Below are 15,659 nucleotides of genomic sequence, written 5' to 3' on the forward strand. Positions count from 1 at the left end.
TTCAATACCACGCAATACCAATGATTATCGCTGATTTTTGAAATTGCTGCGCTCGCCTTGAAACCGGGACGCAGGAGCGCCCCGGCGAGACCGTTTATTTCAGCCAGCCGCGGTGGCGGAAATACAGGAAGGGCGCGATGGCGCTGGTGATCATCAGGCCCCAGGCCCATGGATAGCCGAACGACCATTCCAGCTCCGGCATCAGCTTGAAGTTCATGCCGTACACGCTGGCGATCAGGGTGGGCGGCAGGAAGGCCACGCTGGCCACCGAGAAGATCTTGATGATCTTGTTCTGGTTGATGTTGATGAAACCGACGGTGGCATCCATCAGGAAGTTGATCTTATCAAACAGGAAAGACGTGTGACCGTCCAGCGATTCGATGTCGCGCAAGATCTGCCGCGCTTCCTCGAACTGCTCGGAATTGAGCAAGCGGCCGCGCATCAGGAAACTCACGGCGCGGCGCGTATCCATCATGTTGCGGCGGATACGGCCATTCAAATCTTCCTCGTGGGCAATGGCATTCAGCGCTTCGGCCGCGTGCGCATCGGTAAATTCCTTTTGCAGCACGCGCGTGCTGACTTCTTCCAGGTTCTGGTAGATGCCTTCGAGCACGTCGGCCGAATATTCGGCATCGGTGGCGTACAGGTCGAGCAGCACGTCCATGTAGTCGGCAATCGAGCCTGGCCGCGAGCGGGCGCGCATGCGCACCAGGCGGAACACGGGCAAGTCGTCCGTATGCATGGAAAACAAAATCTTGCGGGCCAGGATGAAGGCCACGGTGATGACGCGCGACGGGCCGTCGTCTTCTTCGCGCAAGAAATCCGTGCGCAGGTGCAAGTCGCCGTTTTCCGCTTCGTAATAGCGGGCCGACGCTTCAATATCCTTGACTTCGTCTTCGCCCGGCAGGGTGACGTTGTAGATGGCCTTGACCCAGGCCCGTTCATCATCGGTGGGGTCGGTCAGGTCGACCCACACCGGTTCGGCATTTTCGAGGTCTGCGCGGCTGTCGATCGGCACCTGGTTGAGCCGGCCATTCTGTAATACAAAGACATTGATCATGCGCGCTCTCAGCCGGATGTTGGGTTATCGTGATGTACTGGCGCTGGCGCCAAAAATGAAAACAGCGCAAGTGTACCCGCAAAGGCCTTTTCACGACCACCCCCGGCACGGCTTTTTCACGGAAAAAGTGCGGCGTTGCACCAACCGGGGCCGATTAAGATGCTGCACCGCAATAGTGCCAATCAAACAGCTTTAATGTTATGCAAAGAAAGCCCGTTGCCATCAAGGCAGTTCCGCCGCTCCCATGCGGTGCAGGATGACGCCCGTGCGCCGGTTCAGGTAACCCGTATCGCGGTGGCGGTCGTAAAAGCGGGGATTCGGCAGCATCACGGCCAGTTTCGCCGCCTGTCCCGCGCTCAGGCCCGCCGCGCTGACCTTGTAATAGTGGCGCGCGGCCGCTTCGGCGCCAAAGGTGCCCGTGCCAAATTCCACCACGTTCAGATAAATCTCGAAAATGCGCTGCTTTTCCATCAGGTTTTCCAGCATATACGTGATGATCAGTTCCTGGCCCTTGCGCACATAGCTGCGCGAACCGGACAGGAACAGGTTCTTCGCCAACTGCTGGGTGATGGTGGAGCCGCCCGCCACGACTTTCTGCTTCTTGCTGTTCTTTTCATATGCCTTTTGCAAGGCTTCCCAGTCCACGCCTTCGTGCTCGGAAAAATTCGCGTCTTCCGAGGCGATGATGGCCCGTTTCAGGTTGTTCGAGATGCGGTTGTACGGCACCCACGTCTGCTTGATCGTGGCATTCGGATTCTTTTCCTGCAAGACAGACAACTGTTCGCGCATGAAAGCCGTGCTGGACGGGTTATGGTCGACCCACCACCAGATTTGCAGGAAAAAATACAGCTGCACGACGATAAAGGCCAGCACGGGCACGATGAACAGCCACTTGATCCAGCCGTAGCGGCTGCCGCTCTTGCGGGCCCCCTTCTTGCCGCCGCTCACAGGGCACCGCGCAATTGCGCCAGCAAGTCTTGCGTCTGCGGCCGCACGCCGCGCCACACGTAAAACGCTTCGGCTGCCTGCTCCACCAGCATGCCCAGGCCGTCGCGCACCTGCGCGCCGTGCTGGGCAGCAAAGTCCATGAAGACGGTGGGCTGGGCGCCATACATCATGTCCAGCGCCAGCGTGTGGCTGCCGAAGATACCCGGCGGCACGGGCGGCAAGTCGCCCGCCAGGCTGGCTGAGGTGGCATTGATGACGATATCGAAAACGCCATCGGGCTGCGTGAAGCCGCCGGCGCGCAGCTGCTCCGGGTGACTCAGCGCATCGGCAAACTGCGCCACCAGTGCCTCGGCCGTGGCCACGGTACGGTTGGCAATAAAAACTTCCTGCGGTCCCTGTTCCAGCAAGGGCAGCACGACGCCGCGCGCCGCCCCGCCCGCGCCCAGCAGCAGGACGCGCTTGCCGGCGATGGCCACGCCCGCGTTGCGCATGATGTCGGCCACCAGGCCCGCGCCATCGGTATTGTCGCCAAGAATGGTGTCTCCATCAAAACGCAGGGTATTGACGGCGCCGGCGGCCCTGGCCCGCGGTGTCAGGACGGTGGCCAGCGCGCACGCGTCGAGCTTGAAAGGCACCGTCACGTTCGCGCCCTTGCCACCCTCGGCGGAAAACGTGCGGGCCGCCAGGGCAAAACCGTCGAGCGGCGCCAGCCGGCGCTCATAGACGATGGGCTCGCCCGTCTGCTGGGCAAACGCGGCGTGGATCAGGGGGGACTTGCTGTGGGCGATGGGATTGCCGAAGACGCAATATTGATCAGGATTCATCTCTTGCTTGTTCAATTGCTGCCGCCAGTCAGGTTAGCTTCCATTTTTTCTTCGCGGGTAAATTTGAAACGGGTGATGACGACCCACAGGTCATCTTTGTCGCTCGACAACATATTCGGTGGGAATCGGCCGAACGGCGCCGCGCGGCGCACGATGGCCAGGGCCGCCGCATCCAGCGCGGGATTGCCCGAGCTTTTTTCCACGCGGGCGCCGCCCTCTTTCTGGTAAATCGTGCCGTCCTGGAAGATGGGGATGTACACGACCAGCTCGCCATACATCTTGCGGCCATTCTTTTGCGGGAAATTCAGGGTGCCGATTTCCTCGATGCGCTTTTGCAGGGTCTTGTAATACATGGCATAGCCGACCTCCTGCGTGCTGGGCGTAATAAAAGTCTTGCGCGGACGTTTATTCTGGTCTTCCACGGTCTGGCTGATCTCGGCCGCCATGCGCGCGATGGCCTTGCTGCTTTCCATCAAGTCCGAACCGGAAGCGAGGGGATTCGGTTTGTCCTTTTCCGTAACGGGCGCGGCGCTGTAGGGCGTCGCCCTGGCCGCCTGCGTCAGCAATTCCTGCTGCTTCTGCTCCAGCTCGGCGATGCGCCGGGCGCTGGCCTTGACGCTGTCGCCCTCTTCCACCTTGCGCATGTCGGGCAAGGGCGACTTGGCGCGGCCCTTGTCGGCCTGGCCACCGCCATCGAGGTTGGCTTGCGCCAGGGCATCGGCCTTCAGCGGCTTGTTCGCATGCTTGGCGTTGACCAGTATCACTTCCAGGCCGGGATCCGTGGCCACGGCCCGCTGCGGGGCCGGGGCGACAAAATGCATCGCCAGCAAGGCGCCATGCGCCAGCAGCGATACCGCCACGGCAATCATCAGAAAACGATTCTCTCGGAAAGACTTCACGCGCAACCCAGTTCCTTACAACACAAGATACAAGATGGCTGAATTCTACGTCAAAGGGCGGCGCGGAAAACAGTTTTAGTCCCGTTTTTCACGCCGCCCCGCGGCCTTACTTGACCTCGGGTTCGCTGACCACGTCTTCGCTGGCCAGTTCCGCCACTTCCGCATCGGCGTCGCTGACCTGGTTCGCCGCTTCCGGCGAGGTTTCCGGCGCCACTTCGCCCTCTTCCGCGCCTTCGTCGCCCGATTCTTCCTCGTAGTCCAGCTCGGCACCGGCCGCCGCGTCGGGCACGGCGGCGATTTCCAGCAGGCGCGCTTCGATGCTCAGGTCGACTTCATCCCAGCGCAAGAGATCCAGCTTGACCTGCGCACCGCGCGCCACCGATGGCATGCCCGGCAGCTTGATGACCAGCGGAATGTCGACCAGGCGCAGGATTTCGTCTTTCAGCACCACGGCATCGACCTGGCGCGCGTTTTCCTGGTGCAGCCAGCGCAAGCACCAGTAGCGTTCCATGTTCGACTGGAAATCGCCATACGCGGCATACGCGGCGTCGAAGGCCGAAACGATGGCGAACAGGTTTGCGTCGCGCGGCTTGAACGGTGCCACCAGCGGCGCCGTCACGCCATGCTCGGCGCAGGCGATGATTTGCCACTGGTTCACCAGGTCCGTATAGCGGCGCAGGGGCGAAGTGCTCCACGCGTATTGATCCACGCCAAGACCCTGGTGCGGCGCCGCATGGGTGACCATGCGCACCTGCATCTTTGCCGCCCAGCTATTGCCGCTGCCGCCGCCCTGGCTGCGGTAGATACCGGGCACGCCATGGTCGTGCAGCATCTTGCCCCAGGTACTATTGGCAAAAATCATCAATTCGGCAACGATCTTGTCCAGCGGCGCGCCACGCTTGCGGCGCGCCACGGTGACGATGTCGTTTTCTACATAGAAGTTGAAATCGACGCGGTTGTTCTGTTCCGGCTTCAGACCAAACGCTTCGCGCTTCTTCATGCGGCCCTGTTCCAGCTGCTGCGCCCATTGCCACAGCACGGCAAAATCGGCCTTGTGCGGGTATTCTCCCTCGCCGCTGGCCAGGGTTTCCTCATTGACCACGTCGTCCAGCTGGTTATGGCGCAAATTGCTGGCGATCGGCACCAGCTCGGCGCGCGTCTGCGTGCTGACCACGGCCCAGTCCGCTTTCGGGTCCAGCGTGGCATACAGCGACAGGGCCGGGCACGTCGTGCCTTCCGCGAGCGTGAACGCATTCACGATTTCGTCGGGCAGCATGGTGATCTTGTCGCCCGGCATGTAGACGGTGGACATGCGCTGGCGCGCCATCTTGTCGATCACGTCTTCCGGGCGGATGCCCAGACCCGGCGCGGCGATGTGAATGCCCACTTTCACGGTGCCATCCGGCAACGGTTGCACGGAGAAGGCATCGTCGATCTCGGTCGTGGTCACGTCGTCGATCGAGAAGGCGGCCACGTCGGCCAGCGGCAGCTTGGCCGTCACGGCGGGCACGGGCACGTTGGGGAAACCGGCGCCTTTAGGGAAATTCTCGAAAAGAAACTTCGACAGGTGCAAATCTTTCGGCGAAGCAATGCCGCCGACCGCCAGCATCAAACGCGGCGGCGTCGTGTGCAATTCCGTGCACGCCGCTTCCAGCGCCTTGTATTCGATGGTGTTCTTGTCCGGCTTGAACAGCAGTTGCAGCACCATGGGTTGCATCGAGGCAGGCAAACGGTTCTGTTTCAGCTCTTCCACATAGCCTGCCTGCACCAGCGCCTGCTGCTTTTTCTTTTCGATGCCGGCCAGGGCCGCCTTCAGCGACGCTTCCGGCGCCGCCTTATAGCGGCCACGGCCCTTCTTGTAGAAATACACGGGCGCCGAATGCAGGGCAAGGATCAGGCCGGCCGCTTCCGGCGGCAATGGCGCATGGCCGAAATACTCGGCGCCCAGCTCGGCAAAGCCGAACTCGTCTTCGCCCGCCACTTCCCACAGGAAATCGAGATCGATCTCGGCAGCAACGGCCTTGGCTTGTTCCAGCAGCTCGGCCGGGGCCGGCTTTTCATATTGCAGCAGCACGTCCTTGACCTTGACCTTGGTGCGCTTGCCGCTGGCCATTTCGACCTGGTACGCTTCACCCGCTTGCGACAGGACCGTGCCGACCTTGAAATCGCCGGATTCTTCAAAAAATAGATTCATTGTTATGCTTTGTTTATTAATGTGTCGGTTGCAACGGTGCGAGTGACGGACGTCAACTCCAGCACCGCCGGCAAAAATACTTCGGTTACCAGCAGCAAGCCCTGGTGACGCTGATACAGGCAGCGGCGGGCAAAAAACAGCGACTTGGCGTCAAAGCGCCGCCCTTCCAATGCCAGCGCTGCCTGCGCCCGCTGCACCAGCGGGTGGCCGGCGCGCAAGCGGGCAAATTCAAGGTCGCCGCGGCGTACCATGCGGTCGCCAAACAGGGTCGTGCCCAGCGAGCGCTCGCCCAGCGCGGAAAACAGGGGCCAGTCCGTGGCCGTCGCCTGCATGGGCACGACGGTATGGCCAAACACGGCCGGCCTGTTATCACAACGCAACAGCACTTCGCGTTCCCATACCCGCCCCGCGCGGTGCAAACCAATGATCGCGGCCTCGTCGCTCAAGCAGCGTGCCGTTTCCTGATGCAAACATTGCACGCGGAACGCCTGACTATGCGCTTTCAGCTTGGCCGTCAGCGAACCGCCGCCCGTCAGCCAGTGGCGCAAGGCGGGCGGCGCATTGACGGCGTTGACGTGCGCATGCCATTGCGCCTGCCGCAGCGAACCCGGCCTCACTGGGCCGCGTCCGTCGGGATGCCGCAAAATGCCAGCACGGGCGCCAGGTAGGCGGCAAATTCGCTGATGCCATGGTCGCTGCCGTCGATGACGCACTGCTGCGCCCCCTGATAATGCGCCACCATGTCGCGGTAGTCGAGCACTTCATCGCCGGTGGCGGCAATCAGGAAATAGCGTTGCGGCTCAGTAATTTTCTCTACGGCAAACGTGCGCAGCTCATCGATGTATTCGCGCTTGAACTCGAATGGCTTGTCAGAATGGAACTCCGTCGTCACGCCCACATGTTGCTCCAGGTCAATCAGGGGAACAATCGCAGGATTGAGCAGCACGGCGCGGCAGCCGAGCCGCTCGGCCAGCCAGGTGGCGTAATAGCCGCCCAGCGAGGAGCCGATGATGGTCAGGTCGGCCGGCGCCACGTCCTTGACCAAGGACAAGGCCAGTTCGATGGCCAGCTTGGGCGAGGCCGGCAATTGCGGGCATAGCCACTCTGCCTCGCGGCCCAGCGCCTGCATCTGCGCGGCCAGCAGGCGCGACTTCATCGACAGGGGCGACGAGCGGAATCCATGCAGGTACAGAATCATCGGCCCAGCGCCTCCAGCAATTTCTGGTGCACGCCGCCAAAGCCGCCGTTGCTCATGACCACGATCTGGTCGCCGGGACGGGCGCTGGCGGCCACGGCCGCCACCAGGGTATCGATGTCTTCGTAGGCGCTGGCAATCTTGCCCAGCGGCGCCAGCGCGTCGCCCAGGCTCCAGCCCAGCGCGGCATGGCTGCCGAAACCGAAGACCAGGTCGGCATCCTTCAGGCTGCCGGGCAGCGCATCTTTCATGGCGCCCAGCTTCATGGTGTTCGAACGCGGTTCCAGCACGGCCAGGATGCGGCCGCTGTTGCCAATCTTCTGGCGCAAGCCGCCCACGGTGGTGGCAATGGCCGTCGGGTGATGCGCGAAATCGTCGTACACGGTAATGCCGTTGACCACGCCGCGCACTTCCATGCGGCGCTTGACGCTCTCGAAGGTGGCCAGCGACGCGCACGCCTGGGCAATGGGCACGCCCACGTGGCGCGCGGCGGCGATGGCGGCCAGCGCATTACTGCGGTTGTGCTTGCCCGTGAGCGCCCACGCCACGTGGCCTTCCTGCTGGCCATTGAAATACACGTCGAAGCTGCCGTCGGCCTGCTCTTGCAGTTGCCAGTTGGCATCTTGACCAAAACTTTCCTGTTCACTCCAGCAACCACGCGCCAGCACGCGCTGCAGCGACGCCTCGTCGCCGTTGTACACGAGGCGGCCGATACCGGGCACGGTGCGCACCAGGTGGTGGAATTGCGTCTCAATCGCGTGCAGATCGGGGAAGATGTCGGCGTGATCGTATTCCAGGTTATTCATGACGGCCGTCTTCGCGTGGTAATGCACGAACTTGCTGCGCTTGTCGAAGAAGGCCGTATCGTATTCATCGGCTTCGATGACGAAGAAGTCGGACTCGGCGCTCTTGCCATCGATCTTGCCGCTGAGGCGGGCGGAAATGCCAAAGTTCATCGGCACGCCGCCGATCAGGAAGCCCGGCGCGTAGCCCGCGTCTTCGAGTATCCAGGCCAGCATGGCTGATGTTGTCGTCTTGCCATGCGTGCCGGCCACGGCCAGCACCCATCGATTGCGCAAGATGTGTTCGCCGATCCACTGCGGGCCGGACACGTACGGCAGGCTGCGGTTGAGGATTTCTTCCACCAGCGGGTTGCCGCGCGAGACCACATTGCCAATCACATACAAATCCGGGTTCAACTTGGTTTGTTCCGGATCAAAGCCTTGAATCAGTTCGATTCCCTGCGATTCCAGCTGGGTGCTCATCGGCGGATAGACATTGGCATCGCAACCGGTGACTTTATGGCCGGCTTCCTTGGCCAGGACAGCCAGGCCGCCCATGAAGGTACCGCAAATGCCGAGAATATGAATATGCATGTGATCAGTGCGAAAGGTGCACGCTTAAGTAAGTAAGGCGGTGAGATAAAAAACAGCAAGTGCAGGATTTTACCTGACGCCATGACTTTTTCCGCTTCGGAGTATCATCTCGCTCATGACGAACGATGCATTTGACGATAACGCGCAGTTGCGCCTGGAAATCGCCGCCGCTGCCGCGCGCCTCGTGGCGCAGGATGGCGCCGACTATGGCAGCGCCAAGCGCAAGGCGGCGCGGCAAGTCCTGGGCGACGCGCCGAACCTGCCGAATATACTTCCCGACAACGAGATGATCGAGGAACAGGTGCGGCAATACAATGCCCTGTTCCTGGCCGACAGCCAGCCGGCACGGCTGTTCCAGCTGCGCACGATTGCGCTGCAGGTCATGGAAGCGTTGCAACAATTTCATCCCCTGCTCAGCGGCCCCGTGCTCAACGGCACGGCCGGCCCCCACGACGAGATCTATCTGCAACTGTTTGCCGAGAGCGCCAAGGAAATCCACATCTTCCTGCTGAATAAAAATGTCGTGCTCGACATGTCGGAAAGCCCGCATTTCAAGGGAGCGCGTTATGATGCGGTCGAGACAGCCAGTTTCCTGTGGAAAAATGAAGGCGTGCACGCAGCCATGTATGAGCTCGACGATATGCGCGGCGCGCTGAAAGCCAAGGCCGACGGCAAGGTGCTGCGCACCGACATCGCCGGGCTGCGCAGCCTGCTGGCCGCCAGCCTCGCCGATGGCGTGCCGGCGGCCGACTAACATTGATATAGATAAAGTTATGACAAAAAAGAATTGGATCGCCTGCGCCATCGTCGCGCTGATGTTTGGCGGCATGGGCGCCTATGTCGGTTTGAGCAAGGAAAAAGCGAAAGCAGCGGGACCGCAGACGACCGCCATCGCGCCAGGCGCGACGGGGCCGGTGAATGAACTGTATGCGCTGTCCCTGCCGGACGCGGCAGGCGCCACGCAAGCCTTGTCGCAATGGAAAGGCAAGAACTTGCTGGTCAATTTCTGGGCGCCGTGGTGCCCTCCTTGCGTGGAAGAAATGCCGGAGTTATCCGAAGTACAAGGCCACTACGGGGCGAAAAACCTGCAGGTGATCGGCATCGGCATCGATTCGGCCAGCAATATTGCCACTTTTGCCAGCAAGGTCAAGATCGCCTATCCCGTGTACGTGTCCGGCATGAGCGGTACCGACCTGTCGCGTCATTTTGGCAATGCCACGGGCGGTTTGCCCTTTACGGTGCTGATCGGCGCCGATGGCGAAGTCAAAAAGACCTATCTGGGCCGCTTGAAATTTGATCAGTTGCGCGCCGATCTGGATAAATTGTAAATTCGGAGCGTGCTTTTTTCTCTTGCCAATGCGTATCTTTGGCGGCAAAATGCGGAACTTTCGCTAAAACGGTCTTCCATACATGGCAAAAAACCTCCTTCTGCTCAACGGTCCCAACCTGAATTTGCTGGGAACGCGCGAGCCTGAGGTCTACGGCGCCAGCACCTTGGCCGATATCGAGCAGGCAGCAATGGCGCAAGCCATGGCGGCCGGTGCCGACCTGGTCTGCTTTCAAAGCAACCACGAAGGCGCGCTGATCGACCGTATCCATGCCGCGCGAGCGGAAGGGATCGATGCTATCGTCATCAATCCGGGCGGCCTGACCCATACCAGCGTTGCCTTGCGCGATGCGCTGGCCGGGGTCGCCATCCCGTTCGTGGAAGTCCATATCTCGAATATTTATCAACGCGAAACGTTTCGACATCACTCATTTCTCAGCGCGATCGCGCAGGGGACGATCTGCGGGCTAGGTATCGATGGATATCGGTTTGCCATCGACTTTGCGCTTAAAAAACGTTAATCTACGCGATCTGCACGCATTTAGCGCGGCGATAGGTTCTTGGACATCACCGCATCACTCATAAAACAAACTACATTCCTAGGGGTTTTACATGGATCTACGAAAACTCAAGACCTTGATCGACCTGGTCGCCGAATCGGATATCGCAGAGCTGGAAGTTACCGAAGGCGAAAGCAAGGTTCGCATCGTCAAATCGTCGGCCATGCCGCAAAACCAGATGGTCATGATGCAGCCGCAAGGCATGCAAGCGCAATACCAGCCAGCCGCGCCAGCCGCCGCTCCCGCTGCGGCACCTGCCGTCGTGGTCGCCGCCGAGCCAACGGGCTATGTGGTCAAGTCGCCGATGGTCGGCACCTTCTATCGTTCCTCCGCTCCTGGCAGCGCCGCCTATGTTGAAGTGGGCTCGACCGTCAAGGAAGGTGATACCCTGTGCATCATCGAAGCGATGAAGCTCCTGAATGAAATCGACTCCGATAAAGCCGGTGTCGTGACCCAGATCCTGGTCGAAAACGGCCAACCGGTCGAATTCGGTCAACCCTTGTTTGTGATCGGCTAAAACCCAGTCCACACGGCCGGCAACGGCCGTTTGCAGTTTTAGCCCCTCACACTTGTTGTTTCGCCGGCTCGCCGGCTCTCACAGACATACGCGAACCTACCATGTTTGAAAAAATCCTGATTGCCAACCGTGGTGAAATTGCCCTCCGTATTCAGCGCGCCTGCCGCGAAATGGGCATTAAAACGGTTGTAGTCCACTCCGAAGCCGACAAGGACGCGAAATACGTCAAGCTGGCCGACGAATCCGTTTGTATCGGCCCGGCACAGTCGACCCTGAGCTACCTGAACATGCCCGCCATTATCAGCGCCGCTGAAGTGACGGATGCGCAAGCGATTCACCCAGGCTATGGCTTCTTGTCGGAAAATGCCGACTTTGCCGAACGCGTCGAGAAATCGGGCTTCGTCTTCATCGGCCCCCGTTCCGAATCGATCCGTTTGATGGGCGATAAAGTATCGGCCAAGCAAACCATGATCAAGGCTGGCGTACCGTGCGTACCGGGCTCGGAAGGCGCGTTGCCGGACGATCCGAAAGCGATCGTGCAAATTGCCCGCAAGATCGGCTACCCAGTCATCATCAAGGCCGCCGGCGGCGGTGGCGGACGCGGCATGCGCGTGGTGCACACGGAAGCGGCCCTGATCAACGCCGTGGCGATGACCAAGACGGAAGCGGGCACCGCATTCGGCAACCCTGAAGTGTACATGGAGAAGTATCTGGAAAATCCGCGCCACGTGGAAATCCAGATCCTCGCCGACGAACACAAGAACGCCGTCTGGCTGGGCGAGCGCGACTGCTCCATGCAGCGCCGCCACCAGAAAGTGATCGAAGAAGCACCAGCGCCGGGCATCCCGCGCAAACTTATCGAGAAAATCGGCGACCGTTGCGCTGAAGCGTGCCGCAAGATCGGCTACCGCGGCGCCGGCACGTTTGAATTCCTGTACGAAAACGGCGAGTTTTATTTCATTGAAATGAATACCCGCGTGCAGGTGGAGCATCCCGTCACCGAGATGATCACCGGCATCGACATCGTGCAAGAACAGATCCGCATCGCCGCCGGCGAAAAACTGCGTTTCCGCCAGCGCGACGTCTTGCTGTCGGGCCACGCCGTCGAGTGCCGCATCAATGCGGAAGACCCGTTCAAGTTCACGCCATCGCCAGGCAAGATCGTCTCCTGGCATGCACCGGGCGGCCCTGGCATCCGCGTCGACTCGCATGCCTATGCCGGCTACTACGTACCGCCGCACTACGACTCGATGATCGGCAAAGTGATCGCTTACGGCGCCACGCGCGAGCAAGCGATCCGCCGCATGCAGATCGCCCTGTCCGAAATGGTGGTCGAAGGGATCAACACGAATATCGCCCTGCACCGCGAGCTGATGATCGATGCGCGCTTCATCGAAGGCGGCACCAACATTCACTATCTGGAACAGAAGCTGGCCGACATGCCGGACCTGGGCAAGAACCTCAATAGCGGCAGCCCCAGCATCGCCAAGAAATCCGAAATCAAGGCGGGCGCATGAGCTGGACGGAAATCGTCATTGAAATCGCCCGCGACAACGCCGAGGCCATGTCCGACGCGCTGATGGAAGCGGGCGCCCTGTCGGTGTCGGTGGAAGACGCCGACGAAGGCACGGAAGCCGAGCAGCCGCTGTTTGGCGAGCCGGGCATGGAACCGAAGGAAGCGGCGTGGGAACGCAGCCGCGTGGTGGCGCTGACGGACGTCGACGCCGACCAGGCCGCCATCGTGGCCGCTGCCGCGCAAGCGGTGGGCATGGCGGAAGCGCCCGCCTTTACCGTGCGCCCCGTGGAAGAGCAGGACTGGGTGCGCCTGACCCAGTCGCAATTCGCACCGATTCACATCGGCAAGAACATCTGGGTCGTGCCCAGCTGGCACGAGGCACCGGACCCAAGCGGCCTGATCCTGGAACTGGACCCGGGCCTGGCCTTCGGCACGGGCAGCCACCCGACCACGCGTTTATGCATGGAATGGCTGGAAGCCCATCCGGCCCCAGGCAAGACCGTGCTCGACTACGGTTGCGGTTCCGGCATCCTGGCCATGGTTGCCAAGAAACTCGGCGCGCAAACGGTGGCTGGCGTCGATATCGACCCGCAAGCGATCGAATCGGCGCGCGACAATGCCGAGCGCAACCAGTGCGACATCGAATATTTCTTGCCAGACACGTTTGCCACTTCGGCACACGCCACGGCCAAGTTTGACATCGTCGTTGCGAATATCCTGTCGAGCCCGTTGAAACTGATGGCGCCGATGCTGTCGGGCCGCGTTGCCGACGGCGGCGCCCTGATCCTGTCCGGCGTGCTGGCACGCCAGGCGGAAGAAGTGGCTGCTGCCTACGCCCCCTTCATCCAGCTGGGTGTGTGGGCAGAGCAAGACGGCTGGGTGGCCCTGCATGGCCGCCTGGGCGCCACGCAAGCGCCTGCGCCTCGCGCGGAAGGTGCATAAGCACAGCAATGGCCCTCGCCACCAAATGCCCCCATTGCAACACGATATTTCGGGTCGCTGCTGACCAGTTGAAGTTACGTGGGGGCATCGTGCGCTGTGGCACATGCAGGGAAGTGTTTGACGGCAATGCCGCGCTGGTCGATCCAGCCGCGGCATCGCCGTTTTTAACATCCGCCCCCGGCACGGCCGCCCCGCCGTCGGCCAGTTACCTAGCCGACAACAGTCTGGCGTCCGCCATGGACGACGAACCCATTTATTCCCTCGACTTCGACACCTCGTTCGACCCGTTCGGCATCTTGCCGGAAACGGCGCAACTCAAGGATGACGCAGACGATGGCGAACACATCGAGCTGGACCTCGACGTGGTCCTGCCCGACGAGGCGCTGGCCGACGCGCCGGCCGCCGCACCGCTCGACATACCTGAACCTGAAGCAACACCGGCAGAAACACTGCCAGAACCGCCAGAACCACCGTTGCCCCAGCCGATGGCGCCCTTCAAGCGCCGCCAGGTGGATGACGCGCCCGCCTTCGCCACGTATTTGCGCGATAGCCGCCGCGAACCGAACCTGGAAGCTGGCGCCGCACCGGTGCTGCCTGCGGCCGAAAAAGTCAGCCTGGACAAGCCTGCGACCGCGCGCCGGGAACCCACGCTGGCAGACCACTCGTTCGAAGCGCTGCCCGCCGCCCCCGTTGCACCGGCGCCAGCCGAAGAGCAGGAAGAATCCGTCCTGCCGCCGGCCGACGAGGAACCGGCCTTCGTCACCCAGGGCCGGCGCCGCGAACAGAGCAGCAAAGCCTTGCGCGTGGCCATGGCCGCCGGCTCCGTGGCGCTGCTACTTTTGTTATTCCTGCAAGTAATGACCACCTTCCGCAATCCGCTGGCGGCACAATTTCCGCAATGGAAGCCGACCTTGGTCGCGCTGTGCAAGCTCAGCGGCTGCCAGGTCGACTTGCCGGCGCAGATCGAGGCGCTGTCCATCGAGCAGGGCGAGCTGCAAACCTTGAAGGAACAGACCTTTTCATATGTGTCGCTGCTGCGCAACCAGAGCCGCAGCGTGCAAGCCTGGCCCAGCATCGAACTGACCCTCAACGACGCCAACGACAAGCCGGTCTTGCGCCGCGTCATCGCGCCGCGCGACTACCTGCCAGCCGCTATCGACGTGCGCCAGGGTTTTGCGCCGCGTTCGGAACAAACCATCAAACTGTACTTTGCATTAGACCAGCTCACGGCGTCTGGCTATCATATCGCCATCTTTTACCCCTAACAGACACTATCATGACCAAAACATCGCTGATCTGCGGCTCGCTTGCCACCGACACCATCATGCAATTCCCCGGCCGCTTCGGCGAATCCCTGCTGGCCGACCAGTTGCACAAGGTGAACGTCTCCTTCCTCGTACCTACCATGCGCACGGAGTTTGGCGGCTGCTCGGGTAACATCGCCTACAGCCTGAAAATGCTGGGCGGTGACCCGCGCATCGTCGGCGTGATGGGGCAAGATAGCGCCGCCTATCTGGAACGCCTGCAAAAGCTGGGCATTTCCACCGCCAACATCCTGATCAAGGCCGATAGCTACAACGCGCAGTGCTTCGTCACGGCCGATGCGGACAATAACCAGATCAATGCCTTCCACCCTGGCGCCATGTCGTTCGCGCATGAAAACCCCATCGCCAATGCCGGCCCGGCCAAGGTCGCCATCATTTCGCCGGACGGCGACCAGGGCATGCTCAAGCACGCCGCCGACCTGGCCGAGCTGGGCATTCCCTTCATGTTCGACCCGGGCCAGCAGTTGCCGCGTTTCAATGGAGAACAGTTGATCGACTTCATCAACAAAGCCACGTATGTATCGGCCAACGACTATGAAATGGAAATGTTGATGGAACGCACGGGCTTGACCCTGCCGGACATCGCCAGCCGCCTGGAAGCGCTGATCGTCACGCGTGGTGAAAAGGGTTCGGAAATCTATACGGACGGCAAGCGCATCGACATTCCTGTCGTGACCGCCAAGGAAGTGCTGGATCCGACCGGCTGCGGCGACGCCTACCGTGCCGGCTTGCTGTTCGGCATCACCAACGACCTGGGCTGGGAAACCAGCGGCCGCCTGGCCAGCCTGCTGGGCGCCATCAAGATCGCCACCCAGGGTGCGCAAAACCACGTGTTTACGCCAGAGAGCATTGCCGACCAGTTCGAAGCGGCGTTTGGTTACCGCTATTAATATGTAGGTCGGGTTAGCGCGGTAAAACCGCGCGTAATCCGACAACATCGCTGGCATGGCAAGTGGGGATGTCGGCTTACGCTACG

The 15,659-nt window shown here is 61.2% G+C and carries 16 protein-coding genes and 1 pseudogene; 9 read left to right on the plus strand and 8 right to left on the minus strand.

Going from position 1 to position 15,659, the window contains the following annotated elements; all coding sequences use genetic code 11:
* Window positions 1–94: 94 nt before the first annotated feature.
* The 8 genes from corA to mpl form a co-directional block, all read right to left on the minus strand.
* Window positions 95–1,060, minus strand: a complete 966-nt coding sequence (gene corA / locus IGS61_RS06655) for a magnesium/cobalt transporter CorA (RefSeq protein WP_034746658.1) — start codon at window positions 1,058–1,060, stop codon at window positions 95–97.
* Between the two features lie 222 nt (window positions 1,061–1,282).
* Entirely contained in the window at window positions 1,283–2,023 is a 741-nt protein-coding gene (gene mtgA, locus IGS61_RS06660) for a monofunctional biosynthetic peptidoglycan transglycosylase (protein ID WP_442908043.1), read from the minus strand.
* Complete coding sequence (gene aroE / locus IGS61_RS06665) at window positions 2,005–2,832, minus strand: shikimate dehydrogenase (RefSeq protein WP_230538882.1); 828 nt, start codon at window positions 2,830–2,832, stop codon at window positions 2,005–2,007. The genes mtgA and aroE overlap by 19 nt, the downstream gene beginning before the upstream one ends.
* Before the next feature lie 11 nt (window positions 2,833–2,843).
* Window positions 2,844–3,701 carry an energy transducer TonB family protein gene (locus IGS61_RS06670; protein WP_230539255.1) on the minus strand — a complete coding sequence of 286 codons (858 nt, stop codon included), beginning with the start codon at window positions 3,699–3,701 and terminating at the stop codon, window positions 2,844–2,846.
* A 136-nt stretch (window positions 3,702–3,837) separates the two neighbouring features.
* The gene (locus IGS61_RS06675) at window positions 3,838–5,925 is read right to left on the minus strand and encodes a ribonuclease catalytic domain-containing protein (RefSeq protein ID WP_230538883.1); all 2,088 of its coding nucleotides are present in this window, start codon (window positions 5,923–5,925) and stop codon (window positions 3,838–3,840) included.
* A gap of 2 nt (window positions 5,926–5,927) precedes the next feature.
* Window positions 5,928–6,542 carry a chorismate--pyruvate lyase family protein gene (locus tag IGS61_RS06680; RefSeq protein ID WP_230538884.1) on the minus strand — a complete coding sequence of 205 codons (615 nt, stop codon included), beginning with the start codon at window positions 6,540–6,542 and terminating at the stop codon, window positions 5,928–5,930.
* Complete coding sequence (locus IGS61_RS06685; RefSeq protein WP_230538885.1) at window positions 6,539–7,123, minus strand: YqiA/YcfP family alpha/beta fold hydrolase; 585 nt, start codon at window positions 7,121–7,123, stop codon at window positions 6,539–6,541. The genes IGS61_RS06680 and IGS61_RS06685 overlap by 4 nt, the downstream gene beginning before the upstream one ends.
* On the minus strand, window positions 7,120–8,496 hold the full coding sequence (gene mpl, locus IGS61_RS06690; RefSeq protein WP_268993773.1) for a UDP-N-acetylmuramate:L-alanyl-gamma-D-glutamyl-meso-diaminopimelate ligase: 1,377 nt from the start codon (window positions 8,494–8,496) through the stop codon (window positions 7,120–7,122). Before mpl ends, IGS61_RS06685 begins: the two co-directional genes overlap by 4 nt.
* 115 nt (window positions 8,497–8,611) lie before the next feature.
* Between mpl and IGS61_RS06695 the strand changes: the two genes are divergently transcribed.
* From IGS61_RS06695 to IGS61_RS06730, 9 genes and pseudogenes are all read left to right on the plus strand, one after another.
* Window positions 8,612–9,250 carry a hypothetical protein gene (locus tag IGS61_RS06695; protein WP_230538886.1) on the plus strand — a complete coding sequence of 213 codons (639 nt, stop codon included), beginning with the start codon at window positions 8,612–8,614 and terminating at the stop codon, window positions 9,248–9,250.
* A gap of 19 nt (window positions 9,251–9,269) precedes the next feature.
* Window positions 9,270–9,824, plus strand: a complete 555-nt coding sequence (locus tag IGS61_RS06700) for a TlpA family protein disulfide reductase (RefSeq protein ID WP_230538887.1) — start codon at window positions 9,270–9,272, stop codon at window positions 9,822–9,824.
* Between the two features lie 82 nt (window positions 9,825–9,906).
* A complete protein-coding gene (aroQ, locus tag IGS61_RS06705) occupies window positions 9,907–10,344 on the plus strand; it encodes a type II 3-dehydroquinate dehydratase (RefSeq protein WP_034746628.1) in 438 nt (145 codons plus the stop codon).
* Between the two features lie 91 nt (window positions 10,345–10,435).
* Window positions 10,436–10,900, plus strand: a complete 465-nt coding sequence (accB, locus tag IGS61_RS06710; RefSeq protein ID WP_070222155.1) for an acetyl-CoA carboxylase biotin carboxyl carrier protein — start codon at window positions 10,436–10,438, stop codon at window positions 10,898–10,900.
* Window positions 10,901–11,001: 101 nt separating this feature from the next.
* Complete coding sequence (gene accC, locus IGS61_RS06715; protein ID WP_230538888.1) at window positions 11,002–12,417, plus strand: acetyl-CoA carboxylase biotin carboxylase subunit; 1,416 nt, start codon at window positions 11,002–11,004, stop codon at window positions 12,415–12,417.
* Window positions 12,414–13,358, plus strand: coding sequence for a 50S ribosomal protein L11 methyltransferase (prmA, locus tag IGS61_RS06720; protein WP_230538889.1), 945 nt, complete (start codon window positions 12,414–12,416; stop codon window positions 13,356–13,358). The genes accC and prmA overlap by 4 nt, the downstream gene beginning before the upstream one ends.
* An 8-nt stretch (window positions 13,359–13,366) precedes the next feature.
* A pseudogene (locus IGS61_RS28000) lies at window positions 13,367–13,435 on the plus strand (MJ0042-type zinc finger domain-containing protein); the annotation flags it as partial.
* A gap of 159 nt (window positions 13,436–13,594) precedes the next feature.
* Window positions 13,595–14,623 carry a DUF3426 domain-containing protein gene (locus IGS61_RS06725; RefSeq protein ID WP_442908044.1) on the plus strand — a complete coding sequence of 343 codons (1,029 nt, stop codon included), beginning with the start codon at window positions 13,595–13,597 and terminating at the stop codon, window positions 14,621–14,623.
* Between the two features lie 11 nt (window positions 14,624–14,634).
* Window positions 14,635–15,573, plus strand: a complete 939-nt coding sequence (locus IGS61_RS06730; RefSeq protein ID WP_034746615.1) for a carbohydrate kinase family protein — start codon at window positions 14,635–14,637, stop codon at window positions 15,571–15,573.
* Window positions 15,574–15,659 lie beyond the last annotated feature (86 nt).

The organism is Janthinobacterium sp. FW305-129 (genome assembly GCF_020858115.1).
Classification (GTDB): Bacteria; Pseudomonadota; Gammaproteobacteria; order Burkholderiales; family Burkholderiaceae_D; genus Janthinobacterium.

Excerpts from the sequence above, each read along its gene's own strand:
- corA (WP_034746658.1), bottom strand. The coding sequence starts at position 1,060 with ATGATCAATGTCTTTGTATTACAGAATGGCCGGCTCAACCAGGTGCCG.
- aroE (WP_230538882.1), bottom strand. The coding sequence starts at position 2,832 with ATGAATCCTGATCAATATTGCGTCTTCGGCAATCCCATCGCCCACAGC.
- IGS61_RS06670 (WP_230539255.1), bottom strand. The coding sequence starts at position 3,701 with ATGATTGCCGTGGCGGTATCGCTGCTGGCGCATGGCGCCTTGCTGGCG.
- IGS61_RS06675 (WP_230538883.1), bottom strand. The coding sequence starts at position 5,925 with ATGAATCTATTTTTTGAAGAATCCGGCGATTTCAAGGTCGGCACGGTC.
- IGS61_RS06685 (WP_230538885.1), bottom strand. The coding sequence starts at position 7,123 with ATGATTCTGTACCTGCATGGATTCCGCTCGTCGCCCCTGTCGATGAAG.
- mpl (WP_268993773.1), bottom strand. The coding sequence starts at position 8,496 with ATGCATATTCATATTCTCGGCATTTGCGGTACCTTCATGGGCGGCCTG.
- IGS61_RS06695 (WP_230538886.1), top strand. The coding sequence starts at position 8,612 with ATGACGAACGATGCATTTGACGATAACGCGCAGTTGCGCCTGGAAATC.
- IGS61_RS06700 (WP_230538887.1), top strand. The coding sequence starts at position 9,270 with ATGACAAAAAAGAATTGGATCGCCTGCGCCATCGTCGCGCTGATGTTT.
- aroQ (WP_034746628.1), top strand. The coding sequence starts at position 9,907 with ATGGCAAAAAACCTCCTTCTGCTCAACGGTCCCAACCTGAATTTGCTG.
- accB (WP_070222155.1), top strand. The coding sequence starts at position 10,436 with ATGGATCTACGAAAACTCAAGACCTTGATCGACCTGGTCGCCGAATCG.
- accC (WP_230538888.1), top strand. The coding sequence starts at position 11,002 with ATGTTTGAAAAAATCCTGATTGCCAACCGTGGTGAAATTGCCCTCCGT.
- prmA (WP_230538889.1), top strand. The coding sequence starts at position 12,414 with ATGAGCTGGACGGAAATCGTCATTGAAATCGCCCGCGACAACGCCGAG.
- IGS61_RS06725 (WP_442908044.1), top strand. The coding sequence starts at position 13,595 with ATGGACGACGAACCCATTTATTCCCTCGACTTCGACACCTCGTTCGAC.
- IGS61_RS06730 (WP_034746615.1), top strand. The coding sequence starts at position 14,635 with ATGACCAAAACATCGCTGATCTGCGGCTCGCTTGCCACCGACACCATC.